The organism is Halobacillus sp. ACCC02827 (assembly GCF_030291935.1).
Lineage (GTDB): Bacteria > Bacillota > Bacilli > Bacillales > Halobacillaceae > Halobacillus.
Window position 1 is genome coordinate 1,951,752 of record NZ_CP128168.1, and the last position, 21,834, is coordinate 1,973,585.

The 21,834-nt window shown below is 45.6% G+C and carries 28 protein-coding genes; 1 reads left to right on the forward strand and 27 read right to left on the reverse strand.

The genetic code is table 11. The features are described 5' to 3' along the window. Positions 1–18: 18 nt before the first annotated feature. The 6 genes from QRD89_RS10395 to QRD89_RS10420 form a co-directional block, all read right to left on the reverse strand. Positions 19–747, reverse strand: coding sequence for a pseudouridine synthase (locus QRD89_RS10395; protein ID WP_286096876.1), 729 nt, complete (start codon positions 745–747; stop codon positions 19–21). Positions 748–890: 143 nt separating this feature from the next. Continuing rightward, on the reverse strand, positions 891–1,406 hold the full coding sequence (locus QRD89_RS10400) for a spore maturation protein (protein WP_026577329.1): 516 nt from the start codon (positions 1,404–1,406) through the stop codon (positions 891–893). Next, the gene (locus tag QRD89_RS10405; protein WP_008640105.1) at positions 1,403–1,993 is read right to left on the reverse strand and encodes a nucleoside recognition domain-containing protein; all 591 of its coding nucleotides are present in this window, start codon (positions 1,991–1,993) and stop codon (positions 1,403–1,405) included. Before QRD89_RS10405 ends, QRD89_RS10400 begins: the two co-directional genes overlap by 4 nt. Continuing rightward, positions 1,981–3,075: a D-alanyl-D-alanine carboxypeptidase family protein gene (locus QRD89_RS10410; RefSeq protein WP_502875574.1), complete on the reverse strand. Its 1,095-nt coding sequence runs from the start codon at positions 3,073–3,075 to the stop codon at positions 1,981–1,983. Before QRD89_RS10410 ends, QRD89_RS10405 begins: the two co-directional genes overlap by 13 nt. 127 nt (positions 3,076–3,202) lie before the next feature. After that, on the reverse strand, positions 3,203–3,790 hold the full coding sequence (scpB, locus tag QRD89_RS10415) for an SMC-Scp complex subunit ScpB (protein ID WP_008640108.1): 588 nt from the start codon (positions 3,788–3,790) through the stop codon (positions 3,203–3,205). After that, complete coding sequence (locus QRD89_RS10420) at positions 3,781–4,539, reverse strand: segregation/condensation protein A (protein WP_026577327.1); 759 nt, start codon at positions 4,537–4,539, stop codon at positions 3,781–3,783. Before QRD89_RS10420 ends, scpB begins: the two co-directional genes overlap by 10 nt. A 137-nt stretch (positions 4,540–4,676) precedes the next feature. Here QRD89_RS10420 and QRD89_RS10425 point away from each other — a divergent pair, with 137 nt between their 5' ends. Beyond that, a complete protein-coding gene (locus QRD89_RS10425; protein WP_008640112.1) occupies positions 4,677–5,150 on the forward strand; it encodes a DUF309 domain-containing protein in 474 nt (157 codons plus the stop codon). Positions 5,151–5,193: 43 nt separating this feature from the next. Here the strand turns inward: QRD89_RS10425 and QRD89_RS10430 are convergent, their stop codons facing one another. From QRD89_RS10430 to spoIIM, 21 genes are all read right to left on the reverse strand, one after another. Then, positions 5,194–5,559 carry a GNAT family N-acetyltransferase gene (locus QRD89_RS10430; RefSeq protein ID WP_008640114.1) on the reverse strand — a complete coding sequence of 122 codons (366 nt, stop codon included), beginning with the start codon at positions 5,557–5,559 and terminating at the stop codon, positions 5,194–5,196. 284 nt (positions 5,560–5,843) lie between these two features. Continuing rightward, positions 5,844–6,290 (reverse strand): site-2 protease family protein, encoded by a 447-nt coding sequence (locus tag QRD89_RS10435; RefSeq protein WP_039871831.1) that lies wholly within the window; start codon positions 6,288–6,290, stop codon positions 5,844–5,846. Between the two features lie 22 nt (positions 6,291–6,312). Beyond that, positions 6,313–6,747, reverse strand: coding sequence for a peptidylprolyl isomerase (locus QRD89_RS10440; protein ID WP_008640120.1), 435 nt, complete (start codon positions 6,745–6,747; stop codon positions 6,313–6,315). A 5-nt stretch (positions 6,748–6,752) separates the two neighbouring features. After that, complete coding sequence (lysA, locus tag QRD89_RS10445; protein ID WP_026577323.1) at positions 6,753–8,057, reverse strand: diaminopimelate decarboxylase; 1,305 nt, start codon at positions 8,055–8,057, stop codon at positions 6,753–6,755. Between the two features lie 121 nt (positions 8,058–8,178). After that, a complete protein-coding gene (locus QRD89_RS10450; protein WP_286095201.1) occupies positions 8,179–9,645 on the reverse strand; it encodes a spore germination protein in 1,467 nt (488 codons plus the stop codon). Positions 9,646–9,668: 23 nt separating this feature from the next. Further along, entirely contained in the window at positions 9,669–10,019 is a 351-nt protein-coding gene (gene spoVAE / locus QRD89_RS10455) for a stage V sporulation protein AE (protein WP_008640128.1), read from the reverse strand. After that, positions 10,016–11,029 carry a stage V sporulation protein AD gene (spoVAD, locus tag QRD89_RS10460; RefSeq protein ID WP_008640129.1) on the reverse strand — a complete coding sequence of 338 codons (1,014 nt, stop codon included), beginning with the start codon at positions 11,027–11,029 and terminating at the stop codon, positions 10,016–10,018. Before spoVAD ends, spoVAE begins: the two co-directional genes overlap by 4 nt. Before the next feature lie 12 nt (positions 11,030–11,041). After that, entirely contained in the window at positions 11,042–11,500 is a 459-nt protein-coding gene (gene spoVAC, locus QRD89_RS10465; protein ID WP_008640130.1) for a stage V sporulation protein AC, read from the reverse strand. Positions 11,501–11,518: 18 nt separating this feature from the next. After that, a complete protein-coding gene (locus QRD89_RS10470; RefSeq protein WP_286095202.1) occupies positions 11,519–11,929 on the reverse strand; it encodes a stage V sporulation protein AB in 411 nt (136 codons plus the stop codon). Further along, a complete protein-coding gene (locus QRD89_RS10475; protein ID WP_008640138.1) occupies positions 11,916–12,530 on the reverse strand; it encodes a stage V sporulation protein AA in 615 nt (204 codons plus the stop codon). The genes QRD89_RS10470 and QRD89_RS10475 overlap by 14 nt, the downstream gene beginning before the upstream one ends. Before the next feature lie 123 nt (positions 12,531–12,653). Continuing rightward, positions 12,654–13,400, reverse strand: coding sequence for an RNA polymerase sporulation sigma factor SigF (sigF, locus tag QRD89_RS10480; protein ID WP_026577321.1), 747 nt, complete (start codon positions 13,398–13,400; stop codon positions 12,654–12,656). Between the two features lie 10 nt (positions 13,401–13,410). Next, complete coding sequence (spoIIAB, locus tag QRD89_RS10485; protein WP_008640148.1) at positions 13,411–13,851, reverse strand: anti-sigma F factor; 441 nt, start codon at positions 13,849–13,851, stop codon at positions 13,411–13,413. Beyond that, positions 13,836–14,201, reverse strand: coding sequence for an anti-sigma F factor antagonist (spoIIAA, locus tag QRD89_RS10490; protein ID WP_008640150.1), 366 nt, complete (start codon positions 14,199–14,201; stop codon positions 13,836–13,838). Before spoIIAA ends, spoIIAB begins: the two co-directional genes overlap by 16 nt. A 95-nt stretch (positions 14,202–14,296) precedes the next feature. After that, positions 14,297–15,472, reverse strand: coding sequence for a D-alanyl-D-alanine carboxypeptidase family protein (locus QRD89_RS10495; RefSeq protein WP_286095204.1), 1,176 nt, complete (start codon positions 15,470–15,472; stop codon positions 14,297–14,299). Positions 15,473–15,703: 231 nt separating this feature from the next. Further along, complete coding sequence (locus QRD89_RS10500; protein WP_286095205.1) at positions 15,704–17,005, reverse strand: pyrimidine-nucleoside phosphorylase; 1,302 nt, start codon at positions 17,003–17,005, stop codon at positions 15,704–15,706. Positions 17,006–17,092: 87 nt separating this feature from the next. Next, positions 17,093–17,914, reverse strand: coding sequence for a purine-nucleoside phosphorylase (locus QRD89_RS10505; RefSeq protein WP_286095206.1), 822 nt, complete (start codon positions 17,912–17,914; stop codon positions 17,093–17,095). 15 nt (positions 17,915–17,929) lie between these two features. Further along, entirely contained in the window at positions 17,930–19,108 is a 1,179-nt protein-coding gene (gene deoB, locus QRD89_RS10510; RefSeq protein ID WP_286095207.1) for a phosphopentomutase, read from the reverse strand. A 98-nt stretch (positions 19,109–19,206) separates the two neighbouring features. Continuing rightward, positions 19,207–20,094 carry a site-specific tyrosine recombinase XerD gene (xerD, locus tag QRD89_RS10515; protein WP_008640155.1) on the reverse strand — a complete coding sequence of 296 codons (888 nt, stop codon included), beginning with the start codon at positions 20,092–20,094 and terminating at the stop codon, positions 19,207–19,209. A 7-nt stretch (positions 20,095–20,101) separates the two neighbouring features. Next, positions 20,102–20,320 carry a YqzK family protein gene (locus QRD89_RS10520; protein WP_008640157.1) on the reverse strand — a complete coding sequence of 73 codons (219 nt, stop codon included), beginning with the start codon at positions 20,318–20,320 and terminating at the stop codon, positions 20,102–20,104. 207 nt (positions 20,321–20,527) lie between these two features. Then, complete coding sequence (gene fur, locus QRD89_RS10525; RefSeq protein WP_008640158.1) at positions 20,528–21,004, reverse strand: ferric iron uptake transcriptional regulator; 477 nt, start codon at positions 21,002–21,004, stop codon at positions 20,528–20,530. A 114-nt stretch (positions 21,005–21,118) separates the two neighbouring features. Next, positions 21,119–21,787, reverse strand: coding sequence for a stage II sporulation protein M (gene spoIIM, locus QRD89_RS10530; protein WP_235601466.1), 669 nt, complete (start codon positions 21,785–21,787; stop codon positions 21,119–21,121). Between the last annotated feature and the right edge of the window lie 47 nt (positions 21,788–21,834).

The following is a 21,834-nucleotide window of genomic DNA, read 5'->3' on the forward strand; positions in this document are numbered from 1 at the left end:
AAATTTTAAATTTGAACGTTATTCAACATTTTTTTCCGCCAGCTGTCTCAGCTGTTTCACTTCATGAGGCTTCAGCGGCCGGTAATCCCCTGCATTCATTCCACGCAAGTCGAGCGAGCCGTATCTTTCTCTCTTCAACTTGTCCACAGGAAAACCAATGGCTTCGAACATCCGGCGCACTTGGCGGTTCTTCCCTTCATGAAGGATGATTTGGACAATTGCCGTGTTCTTTCTGGAGTCCGTGGATTGAACTTTGGCGTGTACGGCCTTCAAGTAATCGCCGTCTACCTTCATTCCTCTTTTCAACTGCTGGAGCTGTTCTCTTGTCGGAACGCCCTTCGTCTTTGCGATATACACTTTATCCACTTCATGTTTCGGGTGCATAAGCAAATTTGCAAAATCACCATCGTTCGTAAGTAAAATCAATCCGGATGTATCATAGTCCAGGCGGCCGATAGGAAAAATGCGTTCCGTCACTTCCGGCAGGTAATCCGTTACGACCTTTCTCCCTTTATCGTCACTTACACTGGAGATGACACCCCTCGGTTTATATAGGAGATAATAAACAGGCTCTTCTTTGTCAATCGGTACACCGTTCACCTCGACATCATCATTCCTGCTTACCTTCGTGCCGAGTTCTGTCACCACTTTACCATTGACCGTTACTTTTCCATCGGCGATCAATTTCTCAGCTTTCCTTCTTGATGCAATCCCTGCGTGAGCGATCACTTTCTGTAGTCGTTCCATTTCTGCCATACGACCGTCACCAACTTTCTTATACTCGTTTTTCTTTAAAATCCATAGCACGAAGCCACGCTTTTCTAAAGCGAGGCTCGATGATTCCTCTTCATTATACACATTATTGGTATATTTGAACAAAAAAAATCATCCTATCCTTGAAATAGAATGATTACGATAACAATGGAAGCCGCAATACCTACAAGATCTGCCAGAAGACCGACTTTCAGAGCGTCCCCCATCTTCCTGATTCCTACAGCTCCGAAGTAGACGGTAAGGATATAAAGAGTCGTATCCGTACTTCCCTGCATGACAGAGGCAAGGTACCCGATAAAGGAATCCGGACCGTGCGTCCGAATCAACTCTGTCGTCATGCTTAAGGCAGCAGTTCCGGATATCGGGCGGATCAAAGCTAATGGTAATATTTCCTCCGGGGCTCCGATTGCGGAAAGGAGTGGTTCAAACAGGCTGCCGATCGCCCCCATTGCTCCTGATGCCTGGAAAATGGCTATGGAAACCATCATTCCCAACAAAAACGGAAGGAGGGAAATGGCAATGTGAATCCCTTCCTTACTGCCTTCTACAAATACTTCGTAGGATGGAACTTTCTTTATCGTTGCTGTCACCAATACAATAAGAATGATTGCCGGAATCAGCCAGATACTCATAATCGGACCGATCTCTTCCTACGGTAATGGAAATACCGATCGATGACTAAAGCGGCGCAGGTGGATACAAGCGTCGCTAATATTGTAGCTCCTATAATGGCAGTTGGATCAACGGAACCGTATTTCATCCGAATCGCGATCACTGTCGTCGGTACAAGTGTCAAAGAGGACGTGTTGATGGCAAGGAAAGTGATCATCGATCTGCTGGCTTCATCGGAACCGGATAGTTCTTTCAATTCTTTCATCGCTTTCAGCCCCATCGGTGTTGCAGCATTACCCAGTCCGAACATGTTCGCTGTCATATTCGAGAGAATGTATCCGAATGCGGGATGACCGTCCGGAATGTCAGGAAATAACCGTCGTACTATCGGTCGGAACAGCTTCGAGAGCCCTGCCAGCAGCCCGGCTGTCTCCGCTATCTTCATCAATCCAAGCCAAAAGACCAGCACACCGGTAAGGCTGAGCGTAATCATCACTGCTTCATCAAGCGTTGCGAAGATTGCCTGATTCACCTGATCCATCGTACCAGCAAAAGCAGCATAGATGATACCTGTAACGGCAAGCATGGCCCAGATTACGTTGACCATGGCGCCACCCCCATCATACGGTCCATGAAACCTTTCAGCTCCTTGAAAAAGCCCTCCTTTGGCTTTTCCTTGTAAACAGGAATGTCTGCTACTGGTTCGTTTCCTACTTTAAATGTTGTCACACCTGCCATATTAGACGATGCATCCTCATTCTGATATCGGTAAAAGACAGCTTCCACGTCTTCTTTTTCATTCAACGTCAGAGGAACAACAAGATCACGGGGTATGTAAAAAGATGTCCCGCCAACTTCAACCGTGCCTTCTTTCTGAAGAGTGACAGATTCAAAGTTTTCAAATCCCCATTCATACATCCGTTCATGATCATTCCAGTCATCCGAGGCTTGAAGGGTGACAGCGATCAGCTGCATGCCGTCCTTTTCGGCACTGGAAACCAACGTCCGACCCGCCTTTTTTGTATATCCGGTCTTCCCTCCGTTTGTCGGGTCATAATACTGGGTTAACAACTTATTTTTATTCATCCACGCATAATCTCTGTTCTTCGACCGATACATCTCACTACCTGTCACCTCTTTGAACGTTTCATTCTTCATGGCGTAAGACATTAAAAGAGCAAGATCATAGGCGGTGGAATAATGCGTCTCCCCATCCAATCCATGGGGGTTCTCGAAGTGACTGTCATTCATACCCAACCACAGCGCCTTTTCGTTCATCATTTGCACAAAACCCTCAACACTGCCACCAACGTGTTCCGCAATAGCAACGGCAGAATCATTCCCCGAACGGAGCATAAGACCGTAAATAAGGTCCTTCAACGGGATTTTCTCTTTCTCTGTTAGATAGATGGAAGATCCTTCGGTATAAACAGCTCTTTTACTTACCGTAACTTTTTCTTCGATGTCTGCCGCTTCAATAGCAATAATCGCAGTTAAAATTTTTGTCGTACTTGCAATCAACGTCGGGTCGTATGCATTTTTTTCATAAAGGACACGTCCAGAATCAGCATCCATCAACACGGCACGCTCTGCGGATACGGAAATGTTCGCTTCTGCATGAACACTGCCTGCCTTATTCATGGATACTATTAAAAAAAGGATAATGAAGAACCATAAGCACCTCTTCAAAAAAAGTTCCTCCCATTCAACGTCGTTTGCTTCACCATATGCGAAAAAGTACAAGCATATTCTTCTATGCAGTAGTAAGAGAGAAGGAAAACCATAAAAAAAGACCACCCAAAATGGTGGTCGGTAATTAATCATCAAAGGGGTTTTCCGGAAATTCATCAAAAAAGAGGTCTCCGCTGCCTGCGGCTTCTCCGGGTTGCTTCAATTCAGCTAAAGGCGGAAGCTGTTCCATGGACGTCAATCCGAAATAAATCAGGAAATCCTTGGTTGTTCCAAAAAGGACAGGACGACCGATCGCATCTTTACGCCCCTTCTCCTCAATAAGGCCTCTATTGACGAGTGTTTGAATAGCCCTATCACTTTTCACACCGCGCAGGTCATCAATTTCGATTCTTGTAATCGGCTGCTCGTATGCGATGATAGCCAGGGTTTCCAGCGCAGCTTGGGAAAGCCTTGTTGAGCCTGGTGTATCCAACAGTTTCTTATAATAGGAGGCATGCTCCGGCTTGGTTGTCAAGTGCAAAGTCCCTTGGGAATCCATAATGGTAAGGCCCCTGTGTTTTCCATTATAATCTTTTTTCATTTCTTCCAATATCCCGTTGACCGTCTTCGTGTCCACTTCCAGCAGTACGGACAGTTTTTTCTTTGTCACACCTTCGTCTCCTGCTGCGAACAAAAGACCTTCGATAATTGCTTTTGTTTCTTCTAACTCCATGGTGCATCCTCCATCTTAAACACAATCAGTTCTTCGAAATGTTGTTGCTGAACACAAACAATATCATTATTTTTCATCAATTCAAGAAGCGCGATAAAGGTAACGACAATGTGCGGTCTGGTTCTCCTCTCGAACAATTGGTCAAAAGGGGTTCCTCCAGAATGCGTTTCGATCTTCGTCAGAATCTCATCCATCCGCATCTGAATGGGGATTTCATCCCGCCTCACTTTTGCTTCCTGGGATGACGGTTGTTTACTCCTGTTCAAAAGACGCCCCATCGCCTGGATCATATCATAAATGGAAGCTTCCCCAGGCTTCACCGTTTCTACTTTCTCTTCCGAAAGATCCTCTGTACGGAGCGGAGGACGTGTATAAATACGGTTTGCATCCAATTCTTTGTCTTTCAGATCTTCAGCTGCCTGCTTATATTTTCGATATTCTATTAAACGTCTCATAAGATCCTCACGCGGATCTTCTTCCATCTCACTCTCTTCGAAATCATCGACAACAGCGGTGTTAGGCAGCAGCATTTGACTTTTAATCGCGAGAAGGGTGGCTGCCATCACCAAGTATTCACTCGCAAGATCAAGCTCCAACACCTGCATCGTGTGAATATAATGCATATACTGGTCTGTGATCTGCGACACTGGTATGTCATAAATATCAATTTCATAGCGGTTGATCAAATGCAGAAGGAGATCCAGTGGACCTTCGAATCCTTCCACCTTTACTTGATAGCTTTTCATCATAGCATTCTTCCTTCACGTTTGTACTTCTTTCCTATCGTATCAAAAAAACCTCCGAATCAACAGACGGAGACAGTCGGATAGTTGCATAACAGATCTCTGTTTCTATACAATGAAATGGAGAATCGGAGGTTTCCACTATGTATCCAACACCTTATGTAAAATTTCTTGCTCATTTTCACGGTACCCGTGACTACTTCGAATGCCACGAAGTACTGGAAGAATATTGGAAAGAGGTCGACCCGAAAAACCGCTCTTCTATATGGGTCCTCTTTATACAGACAGCTGTTTGTATGTATCATTATCGAAGAGACAATAAGAAAGGTGCAGACACCTTAATCAAAAGATGTATTCTTCGAGCAGAATCCGGCCTTTCAGAGATAGAAGAATTAGGCGTGGATGCAGAATCCTACCTGGAGCATCTAAACAGAATCAAATCGGATCTGCAGGAAGATCTGCCCTATCACAGCTGGAATATTCCATTGACGGATCTCTACTTAAGACAGGAAGTGCAGCAGATGTGCCTGGATTGGGGCGTCGCGTACGGATCGCCCAGTGACTTGGATAATGCCCAACTCGTCTATAAACATAAGCTCCGCAACAAACAAACCTAAGGAATCCAAACGGAAAGGAGGTGCCGCCAGCGGACACCTCCTTTCAAATTTGGGAAGAAGCACTCTCTTCGTCACATTTATCTACAAAAGATTCCGTAGAAGCATCTGCACAAACACGCACCTGCTCTCCGTAATGTGCACGAACGCGCCGGATCATCTGCTTTCCAATACCCATATTTCGATGGGAAGGGTTGACAGATACGTGCTGTATGACAGCCTCATCGTTCTCCAGACGTACGCCGACAGCACCGAGAATGTCCTCTTCTTTCCACAAGAACAAATTCCAATCAGGATTAGAATCGTACTCTTTAATGATTTCCTGAAGAGTTTTCACATCGGATACTTCCGGCATGAAAGAAAGTAAACCCATGGCAATCTTTTCAAATGATTTTTTATATCGAATTAGCATATTAACCCCTCAATTATGAAAATAACTTCCAATTTTGCCGTAGAGGCACAAAAGGTCCTGGAACTACCGTACTTTATAACGGCTGAAATCCGTGTGTTACTTTCAAGCGATAGCCTAACTTTGCCCCCCTGAATGATGGCGCCCCAGAAACAGGTGATTACCAGCATCCCTGACCAAAGAAGACAGATAACATAACAAATGCCCTTTATCCCGGTCCATTTTAAGAAGCAGGAAGCTTACAAGCTCATACTCTTGTAATAGGATATAGGATTCTCCATCGATATTCAACCCCCATGCCTGCGGAAGCTGGACCACACATGGCAGCCGTCTGATTTTCTGCCATTTACGGTAAAGGGGATCATATTCGCAACAGCAAGATAAAGGTTGAACCAGAACAGTAAGGACCAGAAAATATGTATACCAAGCAGCGGCCAGACAAGGCCGGCCGCCCCTATGTTGAAGAGAGGTCCACCGAAACTGATCCATCCCTGTTCCTGCCTTGTGAAGGAGGGTTCCCTTTCATTTATGGAGAATGCTCCTTGAAAAAAGAACAGACAAATGACCAGACGAAATTTCCTGCTGCGGACATCTATAATCCGATACCCCCGTCCTAATTGCAAGGTACTGCATTCGGAGCGAAAGGCTAAACCAAAAAAGACATGCCCCCATTCATGAATAAACAAACTTAATGGAGCGACAAGGAGAACCAACAGGAATACGGCAGTGATCATCAATTCATATCAGGTTCTGCAATTATTTCTCTTCGACTCTTACCTTCTGCATTACATCTCCGACGCGGACACGGTCGACGATGTCTACACCATCAATCACTTTACCAAAGACTGTATGACGACCGTCCAGGTGAGGCTGCGGGGAATGACAAACGAAGAATTGGCTTCCTCCCGTATCTTTTCCAGCATGGGCCATTGAAAGAGATCCGCGTTCGTGTTTGTGTGGATTACCTTCTGTTTCACATTTGATCGTGTAGCCTGGGCCGCCTGTACCTGTCCCGTTCGGACATCCGCCCTGAATAACGAAGTCAGGAATAACACGGTGGAATGTCAAACCGTCATAAAACTCATCATTTGCAAGTTTTTCGAAGTTCGCTACCGTTCCTGGAGCCGCCTCTTCATATAGGTCAATCACCATTTTTTCTCCATTTTCAAATTGAATTGTTGCTTTTTTCATTTTCTCTACCCCTTTCCATTTTCGTAAGACAAATCAAGCCGTGTCATCTCTTGGTATGTTTCTCTCCGCACGACCAGCTGATGCTTTCCGTCTTCGACAAACACGACAGCCGCCTTTTGAAAGCGGTTGTAATTGTTTGCCATAGCATAACCATACGCTCCTGTGCTGAAAACTGCAAGCCTATCCCCATGCTCAACTTCCGGCAACGCCACATCCCATATTAGCATATCTCCAGACTCACAGCACTTCCCAGCAATTGAATATTCTTTGACAGGGTCTTCTGTCATGCGTTCTGCCAAAGCAGCTTCGTATTTCGCCTGATAGAGAGCAGGACGGATATTGTCCGTCATTCCACCATCTACCGAGACATACGTCCGTACTCCAGGGACTTCTTTAAGAGAGCCGAGCGTATATATAGTCGTCCCTGCTTCTCCAACAATCGCGCGACCAGGTTCGATCCAGATTTCCGGCATAGGATATTGGTACTGCTTCGATAAATGTTTGACTTCCTTGATCAAAGAATGGGCATATTGATCCAAATCCAGCGGACGGTCCTCCTTCGTGTACTGAATCCCAAAGCCTCCGCCTAAATTAAGGACACTCGCTTCGTAACCGTGCTTCTCTCTCCATTCTTCCAATGTTTCAAAAAGCTTCCTTGTTGCCATTTCAAAACCATTCGTTTCAAATATTTGAGAACCGATATGACAATGCAGACCGATGACATGTATCTTCCGGTGATCCTTCAGCTTTTCGAAGGCAAGTTCTGCCTGCCCGCTGCCAAGATCGAAACCGAACTTCGAATCTTCCTGCCCGGTCAATATGTAATCATGCGTATGAGCTTCAATACCCGGCGTCACGCGAAGAAGTACGTCAATTTCCGTATTCTTCTCTGTCAATATCGCATCAAGAAGCTCCATTTCATAGAAATTGTCCACTACGATGCAGCCGATGCCGTAATCAACAGCCATCTCCAGCTCCCTTATGCTTTTGTTGTTCCCATGCATATGGATTTTCCCCACAGGGAACCCGGCTTCAAGCGCCGTATGAAGTTCTCCTTCAGAAACGACGTCCAGGCTCAACCCTTCCTGTCCTGCCACCTGCAGCATCGCCACACTGGAAAAAGCTTTGCTTGCATAGGCCACTTGAGCCGGTACATCATACTCACGAAACGTTTCTACAAATGCTCGTGCATTCGATCTGATTTTCCCTACGTCATAAACGTACAGAGGTGTTCCGTATTGATCTGCCAACTCTTTGACCGACACGCCGCCGATCATGAGATGTCCTCTATTATTCACTTCGTGATTCATCGTATCCCGCCTTTATGTCCGATACCGGATGTGTTTGTTAAAAATAAAATGTCCTTTGACATCAAAGGACATTTTCAGATTTATTTTAATTTATCACATTGCTAAAGAACCGGCAATACGATTATTTTTGTCGCTGGTTGTTTTGCGGGTGAACGACGCTCGGGCGTACTTTGAGAGTCGGCATGCTCATACGGAAAACAATCTGCATGGCAGCTTTTAAGTTGAAAGGAAGAAACGGCCATAGGTACGGCGTGTTCAGCGATTTCGTATGGGCCAGCAATAGGATATAGGCCATAAAACCAATCAACAATCCTTTAATACCAAAGATGGAAACAAGTATAACGAGTGTGATTCTCGACATTTTATTGGCAACCGACAATTCATAACTCGGGGTGGCGTAAGAACCGATGGAAGCGACCGCAACGTACAAAATAACCTCCGGCACGAACATCCCAACGTCGATCGCTATCTGTCCAATCAATACGGCAGCGATCAGCCCCATGGCCGTCGATAACGGCGTCGGAGTATGAATAGCCGCAATCCTCAGCATCTCCAAACCTAAGTCGGCGAGTAAAATTTGAAAAATGATTGGAATGGCGCTTTCTTCATTCGGCCCTATGAATGATAAAGGCTCTGGTAATAAATCAGGCTGCATAACGAACAGCATCCATAATGGAAGTAAAAAAACGGAAGAGAAAATACCGAAGAACCTTACCCATCGCACAAATGTACCAACAGCGGGTGATTGTCTAAATTCCTCTGCATGCTGGACATGGTGAAAGTAAGTCGTCGGCGTGATAATCATACTCGGGGATGTGTCGACCATGATCAATACATGCCCTTCAAACAAATGAGCAGAAGCGACATCCGGACGCTCGGTATAACGCACCAGAGGAAACGGGTTCCTTCCCTGATTAACCAGGTATTCTTCCAATGTCTTGTCCGCCATTGTCAGCCCGTCGATATCAATATTTTGAATTTCTTTCTTTATCAATTGAACGAGACCCGGGTCGGCTACATCTTGTAAATAAGAGAGGCAGATATCCGTTTTGCTTCGTTCTCCGACCTGCATGATTTCATGACGGAGCCGTTCATCCCGGATTCTCCTTCTCGTCAGTGCTGTATTTTCTATGATATTTTCTGTGTATCCGTCACGAGAACCGCGTATGACTTTCTCCGTATCCGGCTCTTCCGGTGTCCGTCCAGGATAAGAACGAACATCCACAATAAACGCTTTCGGCTCTCCTTCGATAAAAATGACGATCAGACCGGATAAAAGCTGCGTAATACACTTTTCCATATCATCGGCTTCTTCCACCTGCTGGTGTGGAATATCGCTTTTAATCCTTTCAAAAATGGGCATTTTTTTGTCTGCTGTCTCATTTATTTCAAACAACTGCCGCATCAATTCCACGATAATTGGTGTTTCACACAAACCTGTCACGTAATAGATATTTACTTCATGATCGAAAACGTGAAGGGTGCGGAACCCGATATCAAAGGACTGCTCCACCCCGACACGCTCATTCATAATCCTGCGATTCTGCTCCAGCTTCATGACAATTGGCGTCTTTTGTTGTTCAGGCATCACTTCATCTCCTTGCTATAGCATTATCCTTTCGGCTTAAAAAACACAGCGACAATGAATCCGAACAGGATGGCAGAAGCGATCCCGGCAGATGTCAGTTCAAAGATTCCTATGGCAATTCCGATCAGTCCGTGATCCTCCGTCTGCTCCATTGCCCCGTGCAGGAGGGAGTGCCCGAAGCTCGTAATCGGTACGGTCGCCCCTGCGCCGGCAAATTCAATTAAGTTATCATAAAGATCGAAGGCATCGAGGACCGCCCCTGCTACAACAAAAGAGGACATAACGTGTGCGGGCGTCAGTTTAAATACATCAAACAGAATTTGTCCAATGACACAAATGCCTCCGCCCACCAGGAAAGCCCACAAAAAAGTCATGACGGTTCCCCCTTTCCTAATACGACGGCATGTGCGATGCCAGGTATCGATTCTTTCTGCTGAATCATCATCGGGTTCATGAGGGCACCCGTTGCTACAATAAGGACACGCTTATACTTACCTGCTTTTAAATCCTGAACAATTTTTCCGTAGGTAACGACCGCGGAACAAGCGCACCCGCTTCCCCCGGCAAAAACCGGCTGGTCACTGTGATAAACGAGATTACCGCAGTCCTTATGAACATCTGATATGTCGTACCCGTCCTGCTTCATTAAATCACGAAGGATCGGAGTACCGACAGACGAGAGGTCTCCTGTCGCAATCAAGTCGTAATCCGAAGGCATCCTCCCCATATCTTCTAGATGTGTCTTAATCGTATCCCAGGCCGCAGGAGCCATCGCTGAGCCCATATCGAACGGATCCTTGATGCTGTAATCCATGACTTTCCCGATAGTGGCCGCTTCCACCTTCACCTCCGAAGGGACTCTGGAAAGAATGGCCGCGCCGCTGCCTGTCACAGTGAACGTCGCGGTTTTCGGCTTCTGTCCTCCGTATTCTGTCGGATACCTGAACTGCCTTTCTGCTGTACAGTTGTGGGAACTGACGGCCGCCAGCACTTGGTTCGCATAACCGGATTCCACAAGAGCTGCTCCGGTTGCCAGCGTCTCCATACTTGTCGAGCAAGCTCCAAACATTCCGATGAGCGGAATCCCAAGCTGTCTCGCCACATAGTTTCCTGTCACGTTTTGGTTCAACAGATCCCCAGCCAGGAAGAGGTCGATAGCGGATTGATCGACACCAGCTTTCTGAAAGGCTGTATGAACAGCTTCCATCATCAGTTTTCGTTCTGCGAGTTCCCAGTTAGCTTCTCCGCAGTGCAGCTCTTCATGAATAATATCGAATGTTTCTTTCAGGGGGCCTTCCCCTTCCATCGGTCCTACAGATGTGCCGGTCGACTGGAGGTAGACGGCATCATTGAAAGACCATGATTGCTTTCCTGTTTTTCCCATAATGTTTACCTCCTAAAATATAATCGACCACAAATAACGAATGATTCCCAGCACGTAAGCAGAAACGACTCCGAAGACGATGACGGAACCCGCAAGCTTAAATAAGTTCGTAGCAACGCCGAGCACCAGTCCTTCCGATTTATGTTCCAAGGCTGCGGAAGTGATGGAGTTGGCGAAACCCGTAATCGGCACGGCAGAACCCGCTCCTGCGAATTGTCCGAGTTTATCATAGACACCAAAACCCGTCGCCAGCGCAGCGAGTAGAATAAGCGTCGCCGCGGTGGGATTCATTGCATTCTCTTCTTTAAAGTCAAACCAATGCACATACATCTGGCTGATCAGCTCACCAAAGACACAAATGAGCCCTCCTACGATGAAGGCTTTGAGGCAATTCATGACGATGGGCGGTTTGGGCTGATACGTTTTACTTACCTTTTCAAAGTTCTTCTCGTTCATCGTTTGCTTTTCCATGATGTAACCTCCTGATGCTCATTTAACGAATATAATCCATTGAAACAAGGAACCTGCTATTTTCCCCAGCACTAACGCCATTAATAACGTAAACAAAAAGCCATCTACTCCTATGCGCTTGAACAACAAGGGAAATACGTTCAACACTTCTGTCAATGCAGCAGCGAGCATCCCGATGAATATGCCATGGAAGAGACCCCAAATCATGATTCCGACCAGAGACATATGGACAGGCACGTCTCCAAAGGATAAATAGATGCCGCAGAAAACACCCAGGATAATAGCGGTCTCGTAAACACGGAGTTTGGATTGCGACCGGCTCAACTGCATCAGCCGGGGAACGATTCCAAGCACCGTCAGAAAAGCGACGAACCCTGTCCCGACCGCGATGCCCGCAGCTAGACCGATCAATATTTCAATGATCCACATCCTGTTTTTCCACCTTATTTTCTTTGATGGCCACATAATGATCGAGGTCTTCCTGATAATTGAAAATCTCCACTTCCATTGGACTCGGTTCTTCATTAAACCGCTTCTGGAACCAGTGGTTGAAGAAGAGGATCATACCGACCCCCAGTCCTATGGAATATGGAACCTGGATCCACAACGGGTGCTCTTCCTCTTCTCCTGTCAACATAAAGTGAAGCTTCTGCTGAACGGATTCCATGCTGACATCGTAGTGAAAGTTCATGATTGCCATCGCTGCACCGATGAATAACAAAATCCAGATTCCTGCGATCAATAATGGTGAAGGTTCTTTCTTTCGATCCTCTACATGGACTACGCACTGGCTCGGTCCAATCATTTCGATCTCAACGTCCGGATTTCCGGCTAGTATTTGTTCGATGACCATGAATGAGTCGATCACCACGATATTCTGATCCTCTTTAGTAACCTGATGAAGTTCCATGTGTTCGACTTCTTCCAAGTGACGTCCGGGACCCACGACCCGCGCGATATCCGAGAGGCGGATGACCGCACCGGGCGGGACATAAATCGACTGCTTCATGCGGATATAGATCGGCGTCATATCATTCGCCTCCCTGGATTGTTTTGTTGCACTTATTATGTGTGTGTTGGGTGAAATCATACAGAATCACCGAGATGAGGATTTGGACAAACAAAAAAAGACTGCACCTCACTGGGTACAGTCTCAACTTGTATCGGTCATCGTTTCTTTCATGTCTGCGAGGATCTTTTTTTCCAATCTCGAGACCTGAACCTGAGAAATTCCAAGACGTTCTGCTACTTCCGTCTGCGTCTGGTCTTTATAGTAGCGGAGATAGATGATCAACCGCTCACGTTTATCCAGTCTGCTCATGACATCCTGCAGGGTAAGGTGGTCAAACCAATTGTTATCCTCTTCTGCAATTTGATCGACAAGCGTGATTGGATCTCCTTCATTCTCATAAACCGTCTCGTAAATCGACTGCGGCGAGCGCCCTACTTCTTCTGCCTGAACAATTTCTTCTGTTGTAAGTCCAAGGGCATCGGCGAGTTCATTAACCGTAGGAGAGCGTCCGTTCTCTTTTAACAGCTCTTCTTTCTTCGCACGCACCTTATGATTAAGCTCTTTAAGACTCCGACTTACTTTCACACTCCCGTCATCCCTGATGAAACGCTGGATTTCCCCGATTATCATGGGTACGGCATATGTGGAGAAACGGACATCATAGCTCAAATCAAATTTGTCGATCGATTTCAAAAGTCCAATGCATCCGATTTGATATAAATCATCCTGGTCATATCCCCTGCGCAAATAGCGCTGCACGACAGACCAAACGAGCCTCGTGTTCTTCTCGACAAGGAAATCTCTCGCCTTATGATCCCCGGACTGACTCTTCTTTATCAAGTCTTTGACATCTTTGTCGGACAGACGTTCCTTTGTCGTATCGCTCATTCGCAGTCCCTCAATTACATAGAGCACGGGAGGAGGTCAATTGTTTCGTCATACGAATCGTTGTCCCCATCCCCGGCTCTGATGTAATATCGACTTGGTCCATGAAGTTCTCCATAATTGTAAAACCCATCCCCGACCTTTCCCACTCGGGTTTTGAGGTGTATAAAGGTTCTTTCGCCATATCGATGTTCTCAATGCCGCGCCCACGATCCTGGATGATTAATTCAATCTCTTCCCCTTCAATAGCGCAGGTTAAAAGGACTTTTTCATCCGCTTTCTCTTCATACCCGTGGATAATTGCATTGGTTACGGCTTCTGATACGACCGTTTTAATATCCGTCAGTTCTTCCATCGTCGGATTTATTTGACTGATAAAAGCTGCTACGGATACACGCGCCAGAGATTCGTTGGCACTGATACTCGTGAATTCGATGGTCATTTCATTTCGCATGATGCCACCCCCAGTACCTCAAGCGCAGTCGCTTCGTCCTCAACATGCTTCATGATTTTAAACATTCCCGACATATCGAACAGTCGTTTCACCTCAGGACGTATGGAACAAAGCATCATTTCATTCCCTCTCGCCTGAACCTCTTTGTAACGGCCAAGCATTACTCCAAGTCCGGAGCTGTCCATAAAGGACAACTTCTCTAAATTGACGATTACATGTTCGACTCCGGGATTCTTTAAATGTGTCTGCCACTTCTCTCGAAGCTGGGTAGCCTCATGATGATCCAACTCTCCATCCAGACGAACAAGCAATACGTTTTCATTCACAGCAAATTGTACACGAAGACTCAAGTGGTTCCCCTCCTCATACGATATAAGAGTCACACTAAGACTTTCGTATTTTCCACCTCTATTTCCTGCATGAAAACAATACTAGCCCAAAAATGCTAAAACCTCTGAAAGCTCGTCAAATTCCTCCAGGAACGCTCCCACAGTTCAAGAATACTCGCTCTCTTTACTTGATCCTTCGTTTCAAGACGCACTTTAGCCACTTCCTGCCCGTCTTTCTTAACGGCTACCCACCCCATGTGCGTCCCTTTATCCATAGGAATGTCGATCTGTCCGCCCTTCTTCAATTCTGTCTGGTAATCGGCTTTCTTTTCATTCTTTTTCTTTAATACAACCACGTCTTTCTCAGGATACAGCTTAATTTGACGCGGTTTCCCTCTTGTTTCCGTCACCACGTCCATTGCTTTATCCTTGGAATGGAGTTTGACAGCTTCATACTGTCCAAAACCATAATCTAAAAGGCTTGTAATATCCGCGTTTCTTTTCTTTGGATTTTCAGCACCCATGACCACCGCAATCATATGCATCCCGTCCCTGGTGGCAGATGCAGTCAAGCAGTACTTGGCCTCTGATGTATAACCCGTTTTCAAACCATCCATGCCTGGATAGGACTTGATCAATTTATTGGTATTAACAAGCCAAAATTCCTGATCTGTACCTTTTCTTAAGTAATCTTCATATATTTTCGTATAGTTCGTCACTTCTTCATGAAGCAGCAGTTCTCTTGCCATGACAGCCATATCATGTGCCGTGCTGTAATGACCCTCTGCCGGTAGACCGGTTGGATTCTTAAACTGGGTATTCTTTAATCCAAGATCTTTGGCTTTCTCATTCATCCGGTCAACAAACGCCTTTTCACTGCCGGCAATTCTCTCTGCCATCGCTACACTGGCATCGTTTCCAGAGGCTACAGCGATTCCTTTCAGCATTTCCTCCACCGTCATTTCTTCTCCTTCTTCAAGGAAGATCTGCGATCCCCCCATGGAGGCGGCATGTTCACTGACTCTTACTTTTTCGTTGAGTTTAATACCACCGGTCTCTAATTCTTCCATGATCAAAAGCAGCGTCATAATTTTCGTCATACTGGCAGGCGGCAGCTGTTTGTCCGCATTTTTATCGTATAGCAGCATTCCGCTGTTTTTTTCCAAGAGTACAGCGGAATTCGCTGATTGAGTGATGTCGGAAGCTGCTTTTTCCTCGGCAAAGGAAACCGTTCCCGGCATGACAGTCAAAAGAAAGAAAACTGCGGCGATCGTACCAATCAATTTTCGCATAAACAAGACCTCCCATTGGCTTTAAGTGCCCCTATTCTTCCCTTACCAGCATCTTCTATACATAAGGGAAAAATACTGAACAAATACAAACAACGCCCCCGCAGAGACGTTGAAAATAATATGGAAGGTTGTAGATTGGGAAATTAAAGAAAACGTAATTTTCACTACAGAAAACAAAAGAACGATAAGCTGAAAAAGATAAAATCCCGGCACTGCCTGCCGGGATTTGTTTTACTTGATGATGTTATGAATCAGCTTTGGTTTAGAAACTTTTTCTTGTGCGATTGTGTACGCTTCCTTCACTTTATCAATGGAGTCTTGAGGAGTTTCAACATCACTCAGCAGAACAACCAGGGCCTCTCCAGCTTTTACTGGATCACCAATTTTTTTCTTCAATGTAATTCCCACTCCATGATTAATCTCGTCATCTTTGGTCGCACGCCCCGCACCAAGGTACATGGCAGCAATACCGATTGACTCTGCATCAATGGCAGCGATATATCCCGCTTCCTCCGCCTCGACCGCGACTTCGTATTTTGCTTTGGGGAGCAGATCAAGATTATCAATCATAGAAACGTCTCCCCCCTGTGATTCTACAAGGGTACGAAGGGATTGGAATGCTTTCCCGTTCTCAATATTTTGCTCTAAGGCAGCATAGGCATCCTCATAGGAGGCAAATACTTCTGCAAGAACCGCCATATGGGAAGCGATTTCCAAGGAAAGCTCCCGTAAATCTTCTACTCTTTTACCTTGGAGGATTTCTGCAGCTTCTTTAATTTCATTGGCATTACCCACTTCAAATCCAAGCGGTTGGTTCATATCGCTAATTACTGCGACTGTCTGTCTGCCAAGATTATTGCCGATATCCACCATCTCACGCGCGAGCGCCTCAGAATCTTCCAATGTTTTCATGAATGCTCCGGAACCGGTTTTCACATCGAGCACAATACTATCCGCACCGGATGCGATTTTCTTACTCATAATAGACCCTGCAATAAGGGGAAGGGAGTTCACGGTACCTGTCACATCACGAAGAGCATAAAGCTTTTTATCGGCAGGAGCAAGGTTTCCAGTTTGCCCCGCTACTGCTAATTTATGTTTGTTTACGTTTTCAATAAAGCGTTCTTTTGTCATCTCGATTTCGAGACCCGCTATAGATTCGAGTTTATCCAGCGTACCACCGGTATGACCCAGTCCGCGTCCCGACATTTTCGCAACCGGTATCCCTACGGATGCTACGAGCGGTCCAACAATGAATGTAACCTTGTCCCCTACACCACCGGTGGAATGCTTGTCCACTTTCTTGCCATCTATGGCGGAAAGATCGATCGTTTCTCCTGAATTTACCATAGCCTGTGTCAATGTTGCTGTTTCCTCCGGCGTCATCCCCTGGAAATAAATAGCCATCGTTAGTGCAGAAGCTTGATAATCCGGTATCTCGCCTTTTGTATAACCATCAACGAAAAATTCAATTTCTTCTTTCGTCAATTCTCCACCATCGCGTTTCTTAACGATCACATCATACATACGCATCTCGCATCCACCCTTTACTTTTTAGGAATTAGAATTATCAGAGGTGCTCTCACCACAGGCAGGAGCACCGCAAATGTTTAAATGCTCTTAAGCCGGAAGACCACGAAGAAGATCTTTAACAAAACCGAGGAAGTCTTCCCTTACCTGTGCTGTCGTATCGATCACTTCTTCATGGGTCAGGGGCTGGTCAAGAATGCCCGCTGCCATATTAGAAATACAGGAAATGCCTAGTACACGCATCCCGGAATGGTTCGCTACCATTACCTCCGGCACCGTTGACATACCGACAGCATCTCCACCAAGTGTACGGAGCATGCGGACTTCTGCACCGGTTTCATAGGCAGGTCCGGTATTTCCGACGTAAACTCCCTGCTGAACCTTAAGATTAAGGCGCTCTGCCGATTGGTGTGCGTGTTGGATTAAGTCACGGTCATAAGCTTCTGACATATCCGGGAAGCGGGGACCAAGATCCTCATCGTTCGGCCCGATCAGCGGACTATTTCCCATATTATTGATATGGTCCGTAATAATCATCAAGTTGCCAGGTTGGAACGTTTCGTTAATTCCACCAGCCGCATTCGTGACGAACAGCGTCTCAACGCCAAGCTCCTTCATAACTCTGACAGGGAAGGTCACCTGCTGCATGCTGTAGCCTTCATAATAATGGAAACGGCCCTGCATAGCGATTACCTGCCTGCCCTCAAGCTCTCCAATCACGAGTTGTCCTTTATGTCCGGAAACCGTCGATTCTGGAAAATGTGGAATTTCCTTATAAGCGATTGTGACGGGGTTTTGAATTTCGTCAGCCAGAACACCCAAGCCCGATCCAAGAATAAGTCCAACGGTCGGTTGATGAGTTAACTGCTCCCGTATAAATGATGATGCTTCCTTGATTTTCGTTTGAACCATGTTTTCTACTCCCCTTTATTTAATTTCTTTTAAAAAGCTAGTTCCGTATTCCGGTAAAGTAATGGAAAAATTATCAGATATCGTTGCCCCTATATCAGCAAACGTACGACGCTGCGCGATCTCCGTTCCTTCTTGAATTCCCTTATGACAAACAAGAAGCGGCACGAGCTCTCTCGTATGATCCGTCCCGTGATGAACAGGGTCGTTTCCATGATCTGCCGTAATGATCAACAGGTCATCCTCACGCATTTTATCCAACACTTCCGGAAGACGGGCGTCGTAGGCTTCCAGAGCTTCTCCGTATCCTTTGGGATCACGACGGTGACCATATTTCGCATCAAAGTCCACCAGATTTAAAAAGCTCATGCCTTGGAACTCCTTATCCATGGAGTTTACCAGTTGATCCATCCCATCCATGTTATCTTTCGTGCGGATCGCTTCCGTTACCCCTTCCCCGTCATATATATCTGATATCTTTCCAATCGCGATGACATCAAGGCCGTTGTCTGCCATTTCATTCATTACCGTACGGCCGAACGGCTTCAATGCATAGTCATGACGATTAGACGTTCTTTCGAATGCACCTGGTTTACCGACAAATGGACGAGCAATGACACGACCCACCATGTATTTTTCATCTTTAGTCAGTTCTCTGCAGAACTCACAGATTTCATAAAGCTCTTCCGGTGGGATGACTTCTTCATGAGCCGCTATCTGCAGGACCGAGTCTGCAGACGTATAGATGATCAAATCGCCGGTATTCATATGATGATCGCCGAGCTCATCGAGAATTTCCGTTCCGGATGCAGGTTTATTTCCGACAATCCCACGTCCGGTTTTCTCTTTGATTTGATCCAGTAATTCGTCCGGGAACCCATTTGGAAATGTTCGGAACGGCTGATCGATATACAGACCCATGATTTCCCAGTGTCCGGTCATCGTATCTTTTCCGTTAGAAGCTTCCACCATCGTCGTATAGTGGGCTTTTGGATGATCTACTGGATCAATCCCTTTGATTTCTCTGATGTTACTGAGCCCGAGACTGCCCATCACAGGCATTTTCAGCCCCCCCATATGTTCGGCAATATGACCGAGGGTGTCGGCTCCTTTATCATTAAATTTCTCGGCATCGGGAGCTTCCCCGATTCCAACAGAATCCATTACGATTACAAATACTCGCTTGAATGCATCCATTGATGATCCCTCCTAATGTTTAATTTCCCAATTTCAAGAATATTTACCCCACAAATTAAGTTGTAGGATGTCAGACAACTAAAAATAAAAAAATTATCTCACGCACGGGGATGATAAGAGCGGTACACATCCTTTAATCTTGTTTTCGAAACGTGCGTATAAATTTGAGTCGTGGAAATATCCGCATGTCCAAGCATCTCTTGAACCGCCCTCAAATCTGCCCCGTTCTCCAGCAAATGCGTGGCAAATGAATGGCGCAGCGTGTGCGGAGTCAGCTCCTTGTTCACACCCATCTCCCTAGCAACCGCTTTCAGTATCTTCCAGAATCCTTGCCGGGAGAGCGCATTCCCGTGATGGTTCACGAAAAGCTCTTCCGTCTTTTTTTGCTTTATTAACGATCCACGACCAGCTTCAAGGTAATGCTCCACAGCTTCTTTAGCCATATCACCTAAAGGAATAATTCTTTCCTTCGATCCTTTTCCAAGACACCGTACAAACCCCATCGTCAAATGCAGATCACTCACTTTAAGTGAAACGAGCTCCGTCACGCGGAGGCCGGTAGCATAGAGCATTTCAAACATCGCCTTATTCCTCGCAGAAAGCGGGTCTTTCGCATGAATGTTCAGCAATTTCTCTACATCTTCTGAAGAAAGAACCTTTGGAAGCTTTCGTTCCTTCTTTGGAGTTTCAATATGTAAACTGGGATCTTGATCTGTCACTTTTTCTCTAATTAAAAACTGATGAAAAAGACGGATGGAAGAAAGAAACCTGGCAACAGTGGCAGCAGAGCGGTCCTGGTCATTCAAATGATGCATGTATTTCATGATGTGCGCCCTCGTAATCTGCCCCCAGTTCTCCATCCCTTCCCGTTCCTCCATGAAAGAACGGTATTGAGTAAGGTCGCGCTTATACGATTGAATCGTATTCGGGGACAGGCCGCGTTCGACAGTCAAATAATGAAAAAAATCTTCCAAAGCGAATTGCATTGTCGATCTACTCTCCTAATTGGAAAAATATCGATAACCGATCCGTCCACGATTGCTCGGCAGGTTGATAGACTTTGACCGCCGCTCCCCCCGGAGGATCATACCGATGCTGCCTTTCGTATTCTCCATGGACCATTCGAAGCGCCATGTAGAATATACAAGTGCAGATGGTAAATACAATGAGGACTTTCAGTAAATCCTTCAGCCCGTGCTGAAATTTAGACATGAATTTCCATCTCCTTTAATCATACCTTGATTAAGGATATGCCTAAATTCCTGCTGATTATACGTAAATAATCAATGGAGACGCCATAGGTAAGAAAACCGTCCTCTTTCCGTTCCATCTAGCACTAACGTACACGATTTCATGCTTTTTGTAAATATAGAATAACAAAATAAAAAGCCACTATGCATACTCATAGCGGCGATTCTATCACTCTTCAGTTTCTGTGCTTGTTGAAACCGCGACTGCTTGTTTCTGGCAGACCCTGCATATACCATGAAACGTTAATCGATGGTCCTTCACTTCAAAGCCCCACTGCCCTTCAATGATCTTTTCCACATCACCGAGCAGGTCTTCTTCAATCTCTTCCACTGATCCACACTCAATACATACGAGGTGATGATGAAAGTGTTCGGCTCCTTCTTTTCTCAAGTCATACCTTGATACTCCATCGCCGAAATTAATCTTATCAACTACTTTTAATTCGGATAATAATTCCAGTGTTCGATATACGGTCGCTAATCCTATCTCCGGTGCTTTCTCTTTTACGAGGAGGTAAACATCTTCTGCACTTAAGTGATCTTCTTCGTTTTCCAATAAAACACGGACGGTAGCTTCCCGTTGAGGCGTCAATTTGTAACTTTGGGAATGTAGCTGCTTTTTAATTTTCTCTATACGATGTTCCATATCGTTCGTCCCTCCCTCGCAATTGCATTCTCATTATAATTCAGAGACAGAACGAGTGTCAAATTATAATGATTATTATCTGTTAACGATAATCATTATTAAGTGATAGTTTAATCATTTATAAATCCACTTCAGTACGTATTCCAACACGGAATTAGATACGAATACCTCGATCAGTGATGCTACCAGCAGAATAATCAGCAAGACTCCGAACAACGCGCTGTATCTACCGAACGCTTTCAAAATAGGTTGGTGCACCTTCCGTATAAAAAGCTGCCTGCACAGAGTCAAGGAGAATATCAATGCCAGCGACCCAGCAATCAGGTAAACGGGTATAATGATCAAATTCTGCGGTGCGATAGAAACAGAAGATATGACAAGCCCGTACCAACCCATCTGATTTACCAGAAAGCCGACCGAAAAACCAATAACGAGTCCTTTGATGAAAAGAAGAACCGTAATGATCGGCATTCCTATTACGGAGATACCGAGAAGGAAGAGCAGCAGCATATACTTCATATGGTATAAGATGCTGTCCTGCCACAGAACCGCTCTGCTCGACCCTTCCACGGACGTCTGCTGCTCGAAAAACTGCTCCAAGTAAAAGAAAAGATCCTGTTTCTGAACAAAGTTCATACTGTTTACGATGACCGCTCCAAAGACCATTCCCATAATGAATAGCACAAAGATAAACACAAATATATTCATGTGTGTCTTGACGTCATTTTGAACCATTCTCACTCCGTGCTGCATCGTCACTTCTCCACCCTTCTGTCCACTCATTCTATGACTAATCTATGAGCGAAAAGAAAAAAGTAGACCAAGGACCT